The organism is Bifidobacterium eulemuris (assembly GCF_014898155.1).
GTDB classification, from domain to species: domain Bacteria; phylum Actinomycetota; class Actinomycetes; order Actinomycetales; family Bifidobacteriaceae; genus Bifidobacterium; species Bifidobacterium eulemuris.
In genome coordinates this window covers 1,449,907-1,466,936 of record NZ_CP062938.1, presented here as the reverse complement: position 1 = coordinate 1,466,936, position 17,030 = coordinate 1,449,907, and the positions used below count along the sequence as shown (strand labels likewise).

Annotated in this window: 14 protein-coding genes; 8 read left to right on the top strand and 6 right to left on the bottom strand. The window is 63.6% G+C overall.

What is annotated here, in order from left to right; translation table 11 throughout:
* Window positions 1-32 precede the first annotated feature (32 nt).
* From BE0216_RS11965 to BE0216_RS06460, 5 genes are all read right to left on the bottom strand, one after another.
* The gene (locus tag BE0216_RS11965) at window positions 33-296 is read right to left on the bottom strand and encodes a toxin (RefSeq protein WP_094635953.1); all 264 of its coding nucleotides are present in this window, start codon (window positions 294-296) and stop codon (window positions 33-35) included.
* A 2-nt stretch (window positions 297-298) separates the two neighbouring features.
* Window positions 299-1,249 (bottom strand): hypothetical protein, encoded by a 951-nt coding sequence (locus BE0216_RS06475; RefSeq protein ID WP_226805720.1) that lies wholly within the window; start codon window positions 1,247-1,249, stop codon window positions 299-301.
* A gap of 15 nt (window positions 1,250-1,264) precedes the next feature.
* Complete coding sequence (locus tag BE0216_RS06470) at window positions 1,265-1,855, bottom strand: hypothetical protein (protein WP_143249254.1); 591 nt, start codon at window positions 1,853-1,855, stop codon at window positions 1,265-1,267.
* 535 nt (window positions 1,856-2,390) lie between these two features.
* Window positions 2,391-3,425, bottom strand: a complete 1,035-nt coding sequence (locus BE0216_RS06465; protein ID WP_094635955.1) for a glycosyltransferase family 2 protein — start codon at window positions 3,423-3,425, stop codon at window positions 2,391-2,393.
* A 189-nt stretch (window positions 3,426-3,614) separates the two neighbouring features.
* The gene (locus BE0216_RS06460) at window positions 3,615-4,403 is read right to left on the bottom strand and encodes a TetR/AcrR family transcriptional regulator (RefSeq protein ID WP_169714232.1); all 789 of its coding nucleotides are present in this window, start codon (window positions 4,401-4,403) and stop codon (window positions 3,615-3,617) included.
* Between the two features lie 61 nt (window positions 4,404-4,464).
* Between BE0216_RS06460 and ftsY the strand changes: the two genes are divergently transcribed.
* The 4 genes from ftsY to BE0216_RS06440 all read left to right on the top strand — a co-directional run bounded on the left by ftsY (window position 4,465) and on the right by BE0216_RS06440 (window position 10,090).
* Window positions 4,465-5,772, top strand: coding sequence for a signal recognition particle-docking protein FtsY (gene ftsY, locus BE0216_RS06455; RefSeq protein ID WP_169714233.1), 1,308 nt, complete (start codon window positions 4,465-4,467; stop codon window positions 5,770-5,772).
* Between the two features lie 317 nt (window positions 5,773-6,089).
* Complete coding sequence (locus BE0216_RS06450; protein ID WP_072727118.1) at window positions 6,090-7,379, top strand: ammonium transporter; 1,290 nt, start codon at window positions 6,090-6,092, stop codon at window positions 7,377-7,379.
* Between the two features lies 1 nt (window position 7,380).
* Window positions 7,381-7,719, top strand: coding sequence for a P-II family nitrogen regulator (locus BE0216_RS06445; protein WP_072727117.1), 339 nt, complete (start codon window positions 7,381-7,383; stop codon window positions 7,717-7,719).
* Window positions 7,720-8,116: 397 nt separating this feature from the next.
* Complete coding sequence (locus BE0216_RS06440; RefSeq protein ID WP_226805719.1) at window positions 8,117-10,090, top strand: [protein-PII] uridylyltransferase family protein; 1,974 nt, start codon at window positions 8,117-8,119, stop codon at window positions 10,088-10,090.
* 292 nt (window positions 10,091-10,382) lie between these two features.
* On the opposite strand, the gene BE0216_RS06430 is transcribed toward BE0216_RS06440, so the two are convergent.
* Window positions 10,383-11,771 (bottom strand): MATE family efflux transporter, encoded by a 1,389-nt coding sequence (locus tag BE0216_RS06430; RefSeq protein ID WP_094635957.1) that lies wholly within the window; start codon window positions 11,769-11,771, stop codon window positions 10,383-10,385.
* Window positions 11,772-12,356: 585 nt separating this feature from the next.
* Between BE0216_RS06430 and dnaB the strand changes: the two genes are divergently transcribed.
* The 4 genes from dnaB (at window position 12,357) to BE0216_RS06410 (ending at window position 17,028) form a co-directional block, all read left to right on the top strand.
* The gene (gene dnaB / locus BE0216_RS06425) at window positions 12,357-13,718 is read left to right on the top strand and encodes a replicative DNA helicase (RefSeq protein WP_094635958.1); all 1,362 of its coding nucleotides are present in this window, start codon (window positions 12,357-12,359) and stop codon (window positions 13,716-13,718) included.
* Window positions 13,719-13,721: 3 nt separating this feature from the next.
* Window positions 13,722-15,125, top strand: coding sequence for a Mur ligase family protein (locus BE0216_RS06420; RefSeq protein WP_094635959.1), 1,404 nt, complete (start codon window positions 13,722-13,724; stop codon window positions 15,123-15,125).
* A gap of 5 nt (window positions 15,126-15,130) precedes the next feature.
* On the top strand, window positions 15,131-15,880 hold the full coding sequence (locus BE0216_RS06415; RefSeq protein WP_094635960.1) for a type 1 glutamine amidotransferase: 750 nt from the start codon (window positions 15,131-15,133) through the stop codon (window positions 15,878-15,880).
* A gap of 302 nt (window positions 15,881-16,182) precedes the next feature.
* The gene (locus BE0216_RS06410; protein WP_094635961.1) at window positions 16,183-17,028 is read left to right on the top strand and encodes a transporter substrate-binding domain-containing protein; all 846 of its coding nucleotides are present in this window, start codon (window positions 16,183-16,185) and stop codon (window positions 17,026-17,028) included.
* Window positions 17,029-17,030: the final 2 nt, after the last annotated feature.

Here is a 17,030-nt window from a genome sequence, read left to right as displayed (position 1 = left end):
ATCGGCTGAAAGCAGCCGGTATTTCTTGTCGCTCACCGTCCTCCTCCTTCCGGAAGTCTGACGTATTTGGTGCGCATGCGCATGGCGTGGATAACCGCGTCCCCTCGCGAGGTGCGTATGGTGACGACCTCCAGAGGGATGCCTTCGGGCGAGATGCCGAGATGCAGAATCTTGAGCGGTTCCTCCTCCATGACAAGCGACATAATCGGATGTTCGGTGACGTATAAGGCGTCGTTTGGATTCACCCCATGTTTGAGGGCGGATCGCAATACGATTTCCGGAATATTGTACCGCATAATTACCCTCCCAAGGGTGCGTCCCCGGAAGCGACCGTCTGTCCGTCCGTTCGCTGCTGTTCGAGGAAGGCAAGACGAAGTTGGGTGACGAATGTGCTCCATTTGGCTTCGTCGTTCATGGTCTCCGCGTTGGCGGTGAAGTTCCGCCAATTGATCGCCGTCAGAGCGGTCCGTCGCTCCTCGTCGCTTTCCCATTGCTCGGCGTGATGCCGTCCCGAATACTCGATGCCGATGCGCAACTCGGGTATCGCCATATCCAGATAGACGGTTTTGCTTTCGCTGATCGCCACTGGATGATTGACGACAAGTCCCTGCAGTTCGGGCATCTTGGTGTTGATCAGTTTGATGCGCATTCGCGACTCCATGGAGGAATCGGTGTTCTCCCGCATATACAGAAGCGCTTTTTCGCAAGTCTCGCGCCGACGGAACTTCTGGGGCAGCGCATCCAATAGATCGGCGAAATCCTGGATGCCGTAACGGTATTGCACCGCGTTGCGCCGCATCAGTGAGTCCGCCAAAACGATGAGCTCGCCTCCGTTGAGGTATGCCGCCATTTGCGCCCATGTGAGCAGCGGATGGGTCATGGTGATATCCGGACAGATTTTGATCGGTGCATAGGCGTCTCTGCGTTTGTCGCTCATCGACGCGGTGCTGATTTGTTGGAACGAATGATACTGGGCGTCCTTGCTCTGGGAGCGATTGCCCTTGGTCGGTACGGCGAGGTGAAGTCGCTGGTCGTCGAGGCGAGGATGGTGGTTCGGTTCGACGGTGTTGATCAGGATGGGGACTTCAATCATCGCTATGCGCAACGCGGTGGTCAGGCAGCATTCGGTCGCGCTTCTCCGCCGCTCATGGAAGCGTCTTAGCCGGTCTTCTTCGCGCATACTTAGTTCGATGAGTCGTCGATTGGCGAAGGATGTCGTTGGAGTGCTCATTGCGTCAATGTAAGCCAACCTGTTTTGCTGCCGCTACCGGCGTTGAAAACCGGTGGACGGTGGTGCATAAATCCGCATAATCCACCGAAAACTGGTGAATGTGGATAACGGAATCACACTGCTCGCGTAAGGTCGGTCGACCGCCGTAATGTCGCTCGGTTTGGCGGCGACGGGCGTGGTGGTGACTGGTGCGATGGCGGGTGTGATGGTGACGGGTTTGCCGGTGACGGGTTTGCCGGTGACGGGTGCGCAGATGACGGGTTTGCCGGTGGTGGGTGTGGCTATGACGGGTTTGCCGGTGGTGGGTGTGGCAATGACAGGTTGATGGTGGCAGGTTGATGGTGTCGGGTTTGAAGGTGCCCGGTTCAGCGGTGCGATGACGGCTTGAGGGTGGTTCGTCCGACAATGTTGAGATGCGAAGAAGCTGCCGTTGCGATCGGTTGATGTTGCACGTCGTGGCGTAATGATGCGACTTTGTTGCGATGACGGCGTCGGGTCGATTGCCGTTGTGTGCCGCGACGTGCCGGCGTGGCTTTGTTGCGAAGATGGTGCTGTCGAGGTCTCCGTTGTTTGAGGCGGATCAGGATCTTCGCTATTGGCCCATCCCTCTTGGGCGGCTCCCATTCCCCTTGGGCGGTTCCATTTCTCCTCGGGCGGTTCCCGTCCTTTTTTTGGGCGGTTTCAATCTCCTTCGGGCGGCTGGCCTTTCACGCAATCATGGGACGCAACAAATATCGGGTTGGATAAAACGTTGGAAAATCAACGTTTTTAAAACTTTCTTCCATCGGGCAAGTCACTCATCGCCCGAAGGGCGACCGCCCGAGACGGATTGAAACCGCCCGAAGGGAGAGAAAACCGCCCAAGGGGAATGGGAACCGCCCGAGACGGATCAGAACCGCCCGAGGGGAATCGGAACCGCCCAGAAGGCATCCAGCGCGCCCGTCGTCCCATTGGCGCCGTCGATCCCTGAAGTTTTAACGAGCGACAATGACGCCGCGATGACGGCGACGAATGGGGGCTCACTCCGGGTGGGATGGGAATCAGTACAGCTGGTCGAGATTGTCGGGCTGGCAGTGGCCCCACTCCGGGCGGGACGGAAATCAGTGCCCGCCACAGGCCGCCATCGAATGGAACCAGCTCCACCCCAAGCGGACGACGGTCAGTTGAAGCCGACGACGCGCTCGGCGACGCGGTATCCCCAGCGGATGATGAAACGTCCTACCGAGCCGGGCAGGTTGAGTGCGCGCGAGGTGATCTTGCGGCGCACGTCACGGCCGATGGTCGGCGAATACTCGCGCATATCGGCCCACAGCTGGTCCTTCTTCGCGTAGTTCTCCTTGTCGCGCGAGAGAATCAGGAACACGCTGGTCACCGAACTCTGAATCGCCAGGAAGTGGATCATATAGCGGTACAGGCCGTCCGGCACGGTGCCGCGCTCCGGGGTCGCCTCCGTCATGATGCGGTTGATCAGCCGCAGCTGGTCGACGCGGCGGATCATCACGTCGGTCTGCACGCTCTGCCCGTCGCGCCCGATGAAATAGTGGTAGAACGGCGTGTCCACGTACATCAGCGTCTTGACCCACGGGAACGGCTGGTAGGCGTAGATGAAGTCCACATAGAACGTATGCTCCGGCAGCTGCATGCCCGAGGCGCGCACCACATCGGTGCGGTAGATCAGCGCGTGCATCAGAATGTACTCGGCCAGACCGAAATGCCCCAGATCGTCCCAGCTGAGCACCGCGCCGGACTTCATCGCATGGCGGAAGTTCACCACATGCTTGCGCCGTTTGCCCACCTTGTCGTAGACGTAGTTCACCACGACCATGTCGACGGGCGATTCGGACGTGGCCTGCGCGCGCAGCACCTCCATCACCTGCTCCAGCGATTCGGGCCCCACCCAGTCGTCCGCGTCCACGACCTTCACGTACATGCCGCTCGCCTCGGCGATGCCGTGGTTCACCGCGCCGCCGTGGCCGCGGTTGTTCTGGTGGATGGCGCGCACGATGCCCGGCATGCGCTGTTCGAAGGCGTCCGCCATGGCGGCGGTGCCGTCCGAGGAGCCGTCGTCGACGATCAGCACCTCGATGTCGTCGATGCGGTCGGCGGCGGTCAGTGAATGGACGCAGCGCTCCAGATACGTCTCCATGTTGTACGCGGGCACCACGAAGGTAAGCGTCTTTGCTGGGGTCTGCATGCGGCCTTTCCTCACAAACAGTCGATGATGGTCAACTTGACTATTTTCTCTTTCCGACACCATAGGGTACACCTCAGGCGGTACCCCGAACAGGAAATCGCACAATCTGCTTCCCTGAATTCACATTCGGTATCCCTGATTGTTCCCTGAGTGTCGTTTGGGGTCAGCGGGACCGCTATGGGATGCGGATCACTCGTTGGAGTGGGCGCCGCTTGATGCCTCAGCGCCTGCGTCGTCCGCATTCGTTGCGTCATCCACATTCGTTGCGCCGTCCGCGTCCGTCCCATCCATACCGTCGCGCTCGGATTCGCGAACGGGGATCCCACTTGCGTCAGAATCATTCGCGCCCGCCCTGTCCGCCGCACGCTTCGCCTTGGCGCCCTCGAACCGCAGCTGCGGCTTGGAATCCAGTCGGGACAGGCCATGCCAGGCGAGATCGACGATATAGGCGGCGAGCTGCTCCTTATTCACCTTCGGCCGGTCGGCCCAATACTGCCCGGTGAACACGGTCATGCCCACCAGCATCTGCGCGTAATACGGTACGCCCTTGGGTGAGAGTTTCTGCCGTTTGAACGACGCGGTGAGCAGATCCTCGACCCGCACGCTGATGTCGCCCAGCAGCGAGCTGAACGAACCGGCCGGATCGGTGCTCGGCGAATCGCGCGACAGCACCTTGAATCCTTCCGCGTTCTCCTCGATATAGGTGAGCAACGCCAGCGCCGTGCGCTCCACGATCTGCCGCGGATGCGCCGTCGTGTCGCTCAACGCGGCGGTGAGCGTGCCGGTCAGCGCCTGCATCTCACGGTCCACCACCACCGCGTACAGGCCCTCCTTGCCGCCGAAATGCTCGTAGACGATGGGCTTGGACACTTTGGCGTGCGAGGCGATCTCCTCGACGCTCACCGCTTCGAAGCCTTTGTCCGCGAAAAGCGCGCGGCCGATGCGGATCAGTTGTTCACGCCGCTGCAGCGAAGTCATACGGGAAGCATTTGCCATGCGCCCAAGTGTAGTCGGCACCGTGCCGCGTAGACTGGAGGGCATGGATACTATGAATATTCTCGCCATTGTCGGCGTGATTGTTGTCGCGGTCGTATTGATCGGATTGTGCGTGTGGTTCAGCGGTTCGCGCAAGCGCGCGCTCGCCAAAGCCCGTCAGGAGGCCGAGGTCCGCACCGAACAGGCCAAGGCGAAGGCCGATGAGCTGATCGCGCGGGAGCGTGAGGCCGAGGCTCAGGCTCAGACGAAGACTTCCGGTGATGTCGGTGGCCAGCCAGCCGCCGGGGATGCCAAGCAGGCGGATGACGCCGCTTCAGCCGGCGCGGATACCGCAGGCACCTCCGGTACCACAAGCCACGCCGCTGCCTCCGCTGCGGAAACGGCCGGATTCGCAACCCCCGCCAAGCCGCAAACGGAAACCCCTGAATCCGTGGGTTCGCGCCTGACCCGACTGAAGGCCAAGCTTGCGCAATCCTCCAACCCCTTCGGCAAGGCGCTGTTCTCCATCCTCACCAAAGACAATCTTTCCGAAGCCGATTGGGAGGATGTCGAGGACACGCTGCTGCTCGCCGACGTGGGCGCCGAAGCCAGCGGCCAGTTGGTCGACGGGCTGCGGGCGGACGCGCGCATCACCGGCAAGGCCGACCCGGCCGAAGTGCGCGCGACCCTGCGCGAGAAACTCCTCGACATCGTGGGCCGCGACACGGACCGTCGCCTCAACGCGAACAAGCCCGACGCGAACAAACCGTCCGTCATCATCATGGTGGGCGTGAACGGCACCGGCAAAACCACCACCGCCGGCAAACTCGCCCGCCTGTTCGTGGCCGACGGCAAGCGGGTGATGATGGGCGCGGCCGATACCTTCCGCGCGGCCGCGGCCGACCAGCTCGAGACGTGGGGCGCGCGCGTCAACGTGCCCGTGGTGCGTTCCGACAAGGACGGCGCCGACCCGGCGTCCGTGGCCTTCGAGGCCAGCGCGCGGGCCAAGGAGGAAGGTGCCGACGTGCTCATCATCGACACGGCCGGCCGCCTGCAGAACAAGGCCAACCTCATGGACGAGCTGGGCAAGATCCGCCGCGTCACCGAAAAGAACCTGCCTGTGGACGAGGTGCTGCTGGTGCTTGACGCCACCACCGGCCAGAACGGCATGGCTCAGGCCAAGGTGTTCGCCGAGGCGATCGGCATCACCGGCGTGGTGCTGTCCAAGCTCGACGGTTCCGCCAAGGGAGGCATCGTCGTCTCCGTGCAGAAGGAGCTCGGCGTGCCGGTCAAGCTCGTCGGCCTCGGCGAAGGCCCGGACGATCTGGCACCCTTCGACCCCGAAGGCTTCGTCGATGGCATCCTCGCCTGACCGACCTTCCGTCCCCGTCTGTGTTTCATCAGATGGAATGCGACAAATCTCGACAAAACGCCCCGAATCATATTCGAAACATGATTCGGGGCGTTTTTGCGTTCCTTGGAATTCCGCCGTTTTTCATATTGCGGTCCCTTGCGAAAGGCCCGTAACAAGCCGCAAACGCTTAACACTCGCGTAACTTGTCGTAACGAAATCAAAACGCGTCGGGCGTTCACTGCCAACTGTTAGCCCGCAAGAGCTGCAGAATGAATAACCCAAGACGTCCGACCGGGCAGCCAGCCGGGCGCGAACTTTAAGAGAGGGAGGTAGACATGCTGGATTCCGGAAACACCGCTTGGATATTGACTTCCGCATCCCTGGTTTTCCTCATGACGCCTGGTGTGGCGTTCTTCTACGGCGGCATGGTGCGCGCCAAGGCCGTGCTGAACATGCTGATGCTTGAGGCGGCCGCGCTGTCGGTCACCATGATCATCTGGACCCTGTGGGGCTGGTCCATCGCCTACGCCGGCTCCGACATCGCCGGCATCTTCGGCGATCCCGCGGCCGGCTTCCTGCTGCGCGACTCCATGGTCGCCGAGGACGGCGTCTTCACCGCCACCGGTCTGAACGGCAACAACTATCCGGTGAGCGTGGACGTGGCCTTCCAGGTCGCCTTCGCGATGATCACCGTCGGCCTGATCTGCGGTGCCATCGCCGAGCGCGTCAAGTACAGCACCTGGATGATCTTCGTGGCGCTGTGGGTCACCTTCGACTACGCCCCCATGGCCCACATGGTCTGGAACGGCGGCCTGCTCTCCGCCGACGGCGCGATCTCCCAGGCCATCGGCGCCGCGGCCCATGACTTCGCAGGCGGCACCGTCGTGCACATCAACGCCGCTGTGGCCGCGCTGATCATCGTGCTGATCATCGGCAAGCGCAAGGGCTTCGGCACGCAGCCGTTCCGCCCGCATAACGTGCCCTTCGTGATGCTCGGCGCCTTCCTGCTGTGGTTCGGCTGGTTCGGCTTCAACGCCGGTTCCGCCTTCGCCGCCAACGGCACCGCCGGCTACGCTTGGGTGTCCACCTCCGCCGCCACCGCGGCCGCCATGCTCGCCTGGGGCTTCACCGAGAAGATCCGCTCCGGCCACTACACCGCCATGGGCGCCGCCTCCGGTATGGTCGCGGGCCTGGTCGCCATCACTCCGGCCGCCGATGTGGTCTCCCCGCTGTGGGCCATGGTGATGGGTGCCATCGCCGGCGTGCTCACCTGCCTCGCCTGCGGACTCAAGTTCAAGTTCGGCTATGACGATTCGCTCGACGTGGTCGGCGTGCACGGCGTCGGCGGTCTGACCGGCACCGTCCTCATCGGCTTCTTCGGCGAGGGCACCGGCCTGCTGGCCGGCGGCGACTGGCGTCAGCTGGCCGTCCAGGTGATCATCGCCGTGGTCGCCATCCTCTACTCCGCCGTGGTCACCGCGATCATCGCCTTCGCTCTGGAGAAGACGATCGGTTGGCGTGTCACCGAAGCCCAGGAGATCGGCGGCGTCGATCTTGCCGACCAGGGCGAACGCGCTTACGATTTTGCTGGTACCGCCAGCTCCGTCCTCAAGGAGGTGAAGTGAGATGAAGCTCATCACAGCCATCATCCAGCCCCATAAACTCGACGACGTCAAGGAGGCCCTCGCGGCCGCCGGCGTGCACGGTCTGACCGTGTCCGAGGCAAACGGCTACGGCCGCCAGCGCGGCCACACCGAGGTCTACCGCGGTGCCGAATACACCGTCGACCTGATTCCGAAGATTCGCGTGGAGGTGCTGGCCGACGACGCCGACGCCGAAACCCTGGTCGGTGTGATCGTCAAGGCCTCCGGCACCGGCACCATCGGCGATGGCAAGGTGTGGGTCGCTCCGCTCGACTCCGTGACCCGCGTGCGCACCGGCGAGACCGGCTCCGCCGCGATCTGATAAGACGTCCGGATTCCTGAGGGATTCGGGCCATCAATAAGACACTATCCCCGCGCGCCGCCAAGCGTCACGCGGGGATTGCCTTATGCGGGACCAGCGAATCGGCTTTGCGCGCCGCCACTGCGGCGGAGCGCCGGTTTCGGATGGCCTATCTGCGTTAGCGGTAGTGGAAAACCAAAGTTGCAGATATCGATCTGCGTTAGCGGTAGTGCATCTAGGGCTTTACTCCACATACGAGGCCCCATTTTTCAACGGCCAAAGACGGAATAAGGGCAAAGGGGCACTACCGCTAACGCAGATTGACGTTTGCGGACACCGAAATCCACTACCGCTAACGCAGATAGCTGGAATGAAGGGCCAAGGACGGCCAAACAAGGCGAAGAAACGGAAGTGATCGATGTCGGCTGTGGATGGGTTGAAGCGGCGGTTCATGGAGATAAGCCAGCCGGATGACGACGGCGTGTACCGCGACGGCGCCGCGAAACGCCAAGCGCGTACCACGCTGGCGATGGACGCTCTGCGCGAGCTGTGGCGCGAGGCCTGTGGGTCCGTCTCCTTCGCCGTCCCTGACTCCGGCGTGGGACTCGCCGCGGTCGGCTCGCTCGCCCGCGGCCAGGTCGGACCCAGCTCCGACCTCGACCTGGTGCTGATTTACGAGCCCCACGCGCTGAACGACACCCAAATCAACGAGCTGGCCAACAAACTGTGGTATCCGCTGTGGGACAGCGGACTCGACCTCGACCATGCGGTGCGCACACGCGCGCAATGCGAATCGGTCACCGACCACGACCTGCCCGCCGCCATGGGCTGGCTCGACGTGCGCGCCGTCGCCGGCGACGCGGCCCTGATCGAAACCACCGCTGCCTCGATACTCGAACGATGGCGCAAAGCCGCGCGCAAACGTCTGCCCGAACTGCTGGATTCCGCCGCAGCCCGCCTGAACGAATTCGGCCGACTGCCCTATATCAACCAACCCGATATCAAAGAGGCACGCGGCGGCCTGCGCGATACGGTGCTGGTCTCCGCGCTTGCCGCCTCGTGGCTGGCCGACCGTCCGCACGGCGTCTACGACGAGGCCGTGGAACGTCTGCTTGATGTGCGCGACTGCATCCATCTGGTCGCGGGCAAGGATACGAATTTGCTGCTCGCTCCCTATCAGGCGCGGGTCGCCGCCATGCTCGGCCTGGCCGATCCCACCTGGCCAGAGGCCGAACGCGCCGCCTATGCGATTGACGATCTGCAGACGCTGCTGGCGCGCATCGGCCGCCGCATCGCGTTCTCGCTCGATTCCACCGCCTCCCGCGCCGAGCATTCGCTGGTGCATGAGAAGCCCAGATTCTCGTTCTTCCAGATCATGTCGCCGCGCGGCGGAGGCCGGCGCGAGGCCCCGCAGTTCGAATTGGTCGCGCCCGGCGTGGCCAAGCATGAGGGCGAGCTGGTGCTGGCACCCGGCGTCGAGCCGTCGCTCGATGCCACACTGGCGTTGCGCGTGGCCGTCGCGTCCGGTGAGACCGGATTGCCGATCAATCCCGCCACCTTGGCGAATCTCAAACGCTGTCCGATTCGAGACAGCCAGTGGACGCAGGAGTCGCGCGCGCTGTTCCTGCGTCTGCTGGCCTGTGGGCCGGAGCTGATGCGCGTGTGGGAGGAGATCGACTTCGTGGATTTGCCTGGCCGATGGATCCCCGAATGGCTGGGCGTGCGCAACCGCCCGAGCGCGTCGGCCGCGCACCGCTATACCATCGACCGCCACAGCGTCGAGGTCGTGTCCCGCCTGGCCCGGTCCCACGAGGGAGCGGCTGCGGGGCGGGATGCGCCATCGGCCTTTGGAGGGACGCCGCCGACCATCGCCGGTTTGGGCGCCGACGGGACGACGCTGGATTCTCACGGCGGGCGCAAAGGAAACTTGTCTGTCGAAGCAACGCGAGAGGGGCCGCGCGGGGCGTATGACGACCGCCATTACGCCGCGCTGCTACTGGCCGGTCTGCTGCACGATGTGGGCAAGCGCGCGTTCGTGCGCGACCACGCGGCCGAGGGAGCGCGCCATGTGCCGGTGATTCTGCGGCGCATGGGGTTCGACGAGGATATCGTGGGCTGGGCCACGCTGTTGACGCGCGAGCATCTCACCTTGTCTGATTTCGCCACCGGCCGCAATCCCAACGATCCCGCGGTGGGGGAGGAGCTCGCCGCGCGGCTCGACCATGACCCCGTATTGCTGGATATGCTATTCGACCTGACCCGCGCCGACGGTTCGTCGCTGGGGGCGACCGCGGGCGAGTCCATCACCAAGCAGTACGGTTGGAGCGCCTGGCGCGAAAAACTGGTGATCGCCATGTACTCGTCAGCGAGGCGAAGTCTCCGCTTGGAATAACGGAAACCCGCCCCTTCAGCTGGGCGCGGAGAGTTTGGTGTGTGCGGCTTTCCGGAGGTGGCCGTGTAAAACGATTGATTCGCGAGTTTGGTGTGGAACAATGGCCTTGTCTCGAGAAATCGACACACCAAACTCATCATCGCCCTTGATTCGGCGGTTCGGAACGTGTGTTTCCGCGTTGTTGCACGCGGGAATGTTGTCCTGTCATCATCCTGAGCGAAGCCCGAGGGCGTAGTCGAAGGATCTCCGTCGGCGAACCGGATGCCTCGGCTCCGCTCGGCATGACGAATGGTCACATCCAGCGGTCGGTGCGGGCACGGGCGCCGTTGAACACCGCGCGCAGGCCGATGAAGATCACGTTGATCAGGGACCATACGGTGATGGTGCGCAGCATGTCGATGGTGAGCGGCGTGCCGTCGAGCAGCGAGGTCGAGGCGATCCACGTGTCCAACGCGCTGGCACCGAACAGACATGGCAGATACACGGCCGCGGTGATCAGACAGGTCGCGGCCAGATACCGGTAGTCGCCCGCGCCGATCAGAATGCCGTCCAGCGCCCACATCCAACCGCCCAGCGGCAGGAACACGGCCAGAGTTACCATGCCGGTGACGATCAGCTGCTGGATATCCGGATTCGCGCTGAACAGCGGCGCGGCCAATACGCCGAGGAAGGCCAAAGCGAGGCCGATGATCACGCCGCCGACCAATCCTGCGCGCGCGGCCGCCGAAGTCATCCGCCGCGCCTCGCCCCGCCGCCCCGCGCCCAATTCGGTGGCGACCAGCGCCTGTCCCGCGATGCCGATGGCGTCGAGCATATTGATGACGAAATTCCAGCTGGAATTCACCGCCTGATAAGCGGCCAGCACCTGCTCGCCCATGCGCGCGGCGAGCATCACCGTGGCGACCATGCAAGCGCGCAGGGCCAGCGTGCGCAGAAACAGAGGCGCGCCGTCGCCCGCGCTGCGCAGAATGCCGCCGAGCCGCGGCCGAACGCTCGCGCCGTCCGCCCGCGACCACAGAATCGCCGGCACCACCAGAAACACGCCCATGAACCATTGCGCGATCAGTGTCGCCACACCGGAGCCGACGATACCCCATCCGAAACCGAACACGAACAGCAGGTCAAGCACGGTGTTCACGATGGCGCCGGCCACGGCGGCGATTAGGGTGATGCGCGCCTTCTGCAGGCCGCGGAAGATGCCGTTGGCCGCGTAGACGAGCAGCATGCCGGGCAGTCCGAACACGACGGCGCGCAGATATCCGACCGCGTTGGCGAGCACCTCGCCGCGCGCGCCCATCGCCCAGCACAGCGGTTCGGCCGCCGCAAACAGGGCGATTGACACCACAACGCCGATGCCGAGCGCCAGCCATAGGCCGTCGATGCCCGCCTCGAGCCCTTCGCGGCGGCGGCCCGCGCCGATGAGTTTGGCGACCTGGCTGGTGGTGCCGTAGGCGAGGAACACGCACAGTCCCACGGTGGTGAGGATGATGGTCGAGCCGATGGAGAGCCCCGCCAGCGCGGAATCTCCGACATGCCCGACGATGGCCGTGTCGATCAGGATGAACGCGGGTTCGGCGATGAGCTGCCCGAACGTCGGCAGGGCCAGTGCGAGAATGCGGCGGTTGATATTCACGCTCACGAGCCTAGCCCATGCGGCGCGTGCGAAGGAGTTGCCGGTCATTCTGTGGGTTGGGGATGCGGGGGCCGGCGTGATGTGCCTGCGCGTCGTTTGCGTGATGCGTTTGCGGTGATATTGTGCCGATGATGCGAGGGGTGTATGTCGGGGATGCGATGCCCGCAAATACCACGAGTGTATAGGTGATGCAAGTACCCTTTGGGAACGCACGATGTTATCCCCAAGTTATGCACCAAGTTATCCCCATAATGTGGATAACCCTATGAACTATCCACACTCTTATCCCCATAATGTGGATAACTCACTTTTCTATCCACATGTATTCCCGCGCGTGTCGTTTCTTTCCACGGGGATTGTACGGGCGGTGGTCATTCAAACGGCTCCCCGTCGGTACCGGCCCTGTGCCTCCGTGCTTGTCTGCCCATGCACTCGCTCCACGCCGTGCGCCTGTGTTGAGCCCCTATCCGCGCCTTGTGCCCCGCCTAATGCTGGCCCTGCCACCCGCTTCCGGCATACCCTGCCGCCCGCACCCCGGCATGCGCCTGTGCTCCGGTGTCCTCGTGCTTCGGCGTCCTCGCGCTCCGCCCGCATCGCCCGCGTCCGGCCGCCCATCTTCTATACTGGGTGCCTATGGCTGAAGGAAACGAACGAGACGCGATGTTCGATCGCGTGCCCCCGCATGACGACGATGCGGAGATGGCGGTGCTGGGCGGCATGCTGATGAGCAAGGACGCCGTCGGCGAGGTCTCGCAGATGATCGACGTCACCGACTTCTACCAGCCGAAGCATCAGACGATCTACGAGGCGATCATCGACCTGTTCGCCGCCAGCCAGCCCGTCGACGTGGTGCTGGTGGCCAACGAGCTGCTCAAGGCCGGCAATCTCGAGAAGGTGGGCGGCGCCGACTATCTGCACAGTCTGGTCGCCTCCGTGCCCACAGCCGCGAACGCCACCTATTACGCGGAGATCGTGCACCAACGCGCCATCCTGCGCAATGTGATCGCCGCCGGCACCAAAATCGCGCAGCTCGGCTATTCGGCCGAAGGGTCGCAGGCCGAGGATGTGGTGAACCTCGCGCAAAGCGAGATCTACGAGATGAGCATGGGCAAAGTGCGCCAGGATTACGTGTCCATCGGCAACGCGGTGCATGACACGCTCGACCAGCTCGACAAAATGCAGAACGGCGAGATCGCCAAGGGTGTACCGACCGGCTTCCGCGACATCGACGATCTGACCCAGGGCCTGCAGCCCGGCCAGATGGTGGTGGTCGCGGGCCGCCCGGCCATGGGCAAGTCCACGCTGGGCGTCGATTTCGCGCGTTCGGCCGCGCTGCACCACAATATGGCCGCCGTGATCTTCAGCCTCGAGATGAACAAGGTGGAGCTCGCCAAGCGCATCATCTCCGCCGAAACGAACATTCCGCTGGGCGCGCTGGGCCGTGCCGAGGAGATCACCCCGGAGCGTTGGAACACGCTGAACACCTTCTGGAGCAAAATGCAGGAGGCGCCGCTGTTCATCGACGACAGCCCGAATATGAGCCTGATGGAGATCCGTGCGAAATGCCGCCGACTCAAGCAGACCAACGACCTCAAACTCGTGGTGATCGACTACCTGCAGCTGATGACCTCCGGCAAGCAGGTGGAAAGCCGCCAGCAGGAGGTGTCGGAATTCTCCCGTGCGTTGAAGCTCCTCGCCAAGGAGATCGAGGTGCCGGTGATCGCCCTGTCGCAGCTCAACCGAGGCCCCGAGATGCGCAACGACAAGCTGCCGCAGCTTTCCGACCTGCGTGAGTCCGGTTCGATCGAGCAGGATGCCGACGTGGTGTTCCTGGTGCATCGTCCCGACTACTACAACCATGAGGACCGCCCGGGCGAGGCCGACGTGATTATGGCGAAGCACCGTAACGGCCCCACCGAAACCTTCCATCTGGCCTTCCTCGGCGCGACCTCGAAGTTCAAGGACATGCCGCAGGATTACAACCAGGGGGTGTGAGCCATGGCCGTGTTCTCGTTCGCCACGCCTCTGATCGGCAAAACGGTGCGCTCGCTCGCCCGCCTCACCCGCCACGGCGGCAGCGCCTTTCCCGGCAAGGTCGCCGAGCGGCTCGATCCAGGCTTTCTGGCGCGCACGCTGGCGCAGCTGCCTTACGGCGTGGTGCTCGTCTCCGGCACGAACGGCAAAACCACCACTACCCGCATGGTGGCCATGATGTTGGAAGATCTGGGATTCAAGGTGTTCACCAACCCCACCGGCTCCAACTTCACGCGCGGCGTCGTCTCCGCGCTGCTGCAGGAGGTGAGTCTGGGCGGCCGCCTCGACGCGGATATCGCCGTGCTGGAGCTCGACGAGGCCTACGCCGTGCATTTCGTGCGTCAGGTCAAGCCCCGCTACGCGCTGCTGCTCAATGTGATGCGCGACCAGCTCGACCGTTTCGGCGAAATCGACAACACCGCCCGTCTGCTGGGCCATGTGGCCGAAGCGACCACGGGCACGGTGGTGCTCAACCGCGAGGATCCGCGCGTCGCCAAGCTCGCCGAGCTGGTGCCGAACGGCACCGAGGTGCGTTATTTCGGCCTTGCGGACGATCTCACGCGGTTCTTCCCCTCCGATGATGAGATGGCCACCACCGTCGCGGCCTCTGAAGCCGCGACTCCGACCGTGTCCTCCGCAGGCCACGACCTGACCGCCGACGTGACGCTGATGCGTGTGGCCGACCATGCCGCCACGTTCGCGATGGACGGCGAAACCTACGAGACCTCCGTCAAACTCGAGGGCGTATACAACTTATATAACGCCGCCGCCGCGCTGGCCATCGTCAGAAGCGTGGTCCGCGATGCCGGCCGATCCTCCGCCGTTCCGCAGTCCGCCGCAGCCCGACGGTCCAGTCATGCCGACCAATCCGCCCCCGCCCAATCCGCCGCCGACAACTCCCGTCTGGTGCGCGCCGTCGCCCAGGTGACCCCCGCGTTCGGACGCGGCGAGGTGATCGATGTGAACGGTTCGCCGGTGGAACTGCTGCTCGTGAAAAACCCGATGGGATTCCGCCTGTCGCTCGCCTCCTTCGCGCCCGAAGGCTGCGACACCATGATCGCCATCAACGACGAATACGCCGACGGCCGCGACATGAGCTGGCTGTGGGATGTGGACTTTTCCAGCCTGCGCGGCGACGGTGTGAGCATGGTCTCCGGCGTGCGCGCGTGGGATATGGCGCTGCGTCTCGGCTACGACGAGGTGCCGGTCGCGCAGGTGGAGCCCGATGTGGAGGCCGCTGTGGTCGCGTTCGTGAACGCGAATCCCGGTAAGCCGAAACACATGTATTGCACATACACCGCGATGCTCGCCGCGCGCGCCGCCCTGGGCCGCGTCGCCAAGGTCAGCGACGCCGGAGTGGGAAGGTGACGGGAATGGCCAACGTGATCGACATCGTATCCCTCTACCCCAAAGATATGAACATCTACGGGGATTCCGGCAATGTGCTCACCATCAAACGCCGGCTGGAACTGTACGGTTACGAGCCGCGCGTCCACGCCTACAATCAGGGCGACGACTGGCCCGAGCGGGTCGATATGATCCTCGGCGGCGGCGGGCAGGACACCGGACAGAAGAAGATCATCAGCGATTTCTACGCCAGGGCCGACCTGCTGCGCGGCTTGGCGGCCGACGGCGTGCCCATGCTGATGATCTGCGGGCTCTACCAGCTGTTCGGCGAGTATTTCGAAACGATCGACGGCACCAGACTCGACGGCATCGGCGTGTTCGGCGCGTATACGATCGGCCGTGACGTGCGCATGATCGGCAACCTCGTGGAACACAGCGAGGACTTCGGCCAGATCGTCGGCTATGAGAACCATTCCGGCCAGACCTTCCTGCGCGAGGGCACTCAGTCGCTGGGGCGCGTCGAACAGGAGGGACGCGGCAACAACGGCGAGGACCATACCGAAGGCGCGCGCGTGGACAACGTGATCGGCACCTACATGCACGGCTCGCTTCTGCCCAAAAACCCCGCGATCTCCGACTTTCTGATCCGCGCCGCCGCCGAGCGCCGCTATGGCGGTTTCGCTCCGCAGTCCACCGCCGAACAGCAGACGGAGCTGGCGCGCCTCGACCAGTTCGCCCAAGAAGCCCGCCGCGTCGCCATAACCCGCCCCCGCTGATCATCGAAAACAAAGGCGCTCCTCAGGATGTGAGGAGCGCCTTTAGGATGGCGGTACGCGGCGAAAGACCCGGGACCGGTTGGCGTCTATATGCCTAAAAGGGCAGTCCTTCATATACCCCATAAGGGCAGAAAACACCCCCGTGCGTGCGTTCCCTCAGATTTCCGCGAAATCATAAGAAACAGTGCGCTGAACGGCAGGGTCGCCCATATCCGAATCTTGCGGCATCCCGCGATGCATATGTGATGGCCGATCCGCATACGTGCATACACAGGAAAGAACGAAGAGAACGGAGAAGGACCATGAGGCATGGCTCCGGCAATACGATACGGCGCTCGCGCCGGTGGGCGCTGGCCGTCGTCGCCTTGCTCGCGGCGGCCGCGCTGACGCTGCTCGGCGGCTGCACGTCGGGCATCGCCGGCGACAAAGGCACCCTGAAGGTGGGCGTGCGCGCCGACATCATCGGCTTCGGCTATCTCAATGAGAAAACCGGCAAATACTACGGTCTTGAAATCGACATCGCCACCGAGATGGCGAGCCGGATGGGCTACGGCGACGTCGAGTTCGTCACCGTCACGCCCGACGACCGCAAGGAGATGCTGTCGGAAGGCAAGGTCGACGCGTTGGTCGCCTGCTATTCGATCGCCGACTCACGCAAGAAGAACTTCGACTTCTCCCCGGCCTACTACAACAACTCGGTGGTGATGGTCGTGCAGAACAGCTCGCTGATCGACCAGCTCTCCGGACTCAAGGGCGGCACCATCGGCACGATGGCGGGCGCGAACACCGCTCCGATGCTGGCACAGAAGATGGCCGACGAAGGCTTCTCCGACGGCGTGGTGCGCTCCGCCAACGAAGACAACACCGACGTGCGGTTCGACAACTACCACCTGCTGCAGTACGCGTCTTACCAGGAGCTTTCCGACGCGCTGGAGGAGGGGCTGGTCGACGGCATGGCCCTGGACGGCGCCATCGCCAAAACCTATATGAACGATGAGCGCCACACGTTGGACGACTTCAGCATCGACCCGCAGGAATACGGCGTCGCCACCCAGAAGGACTCCGACTTAAGCGAGCCGGTGGCCACGGCGATCCAAAGCATGCTCGATGACGGCACCATCGACCAGCTCATCGACAAGTGGGACTGAGA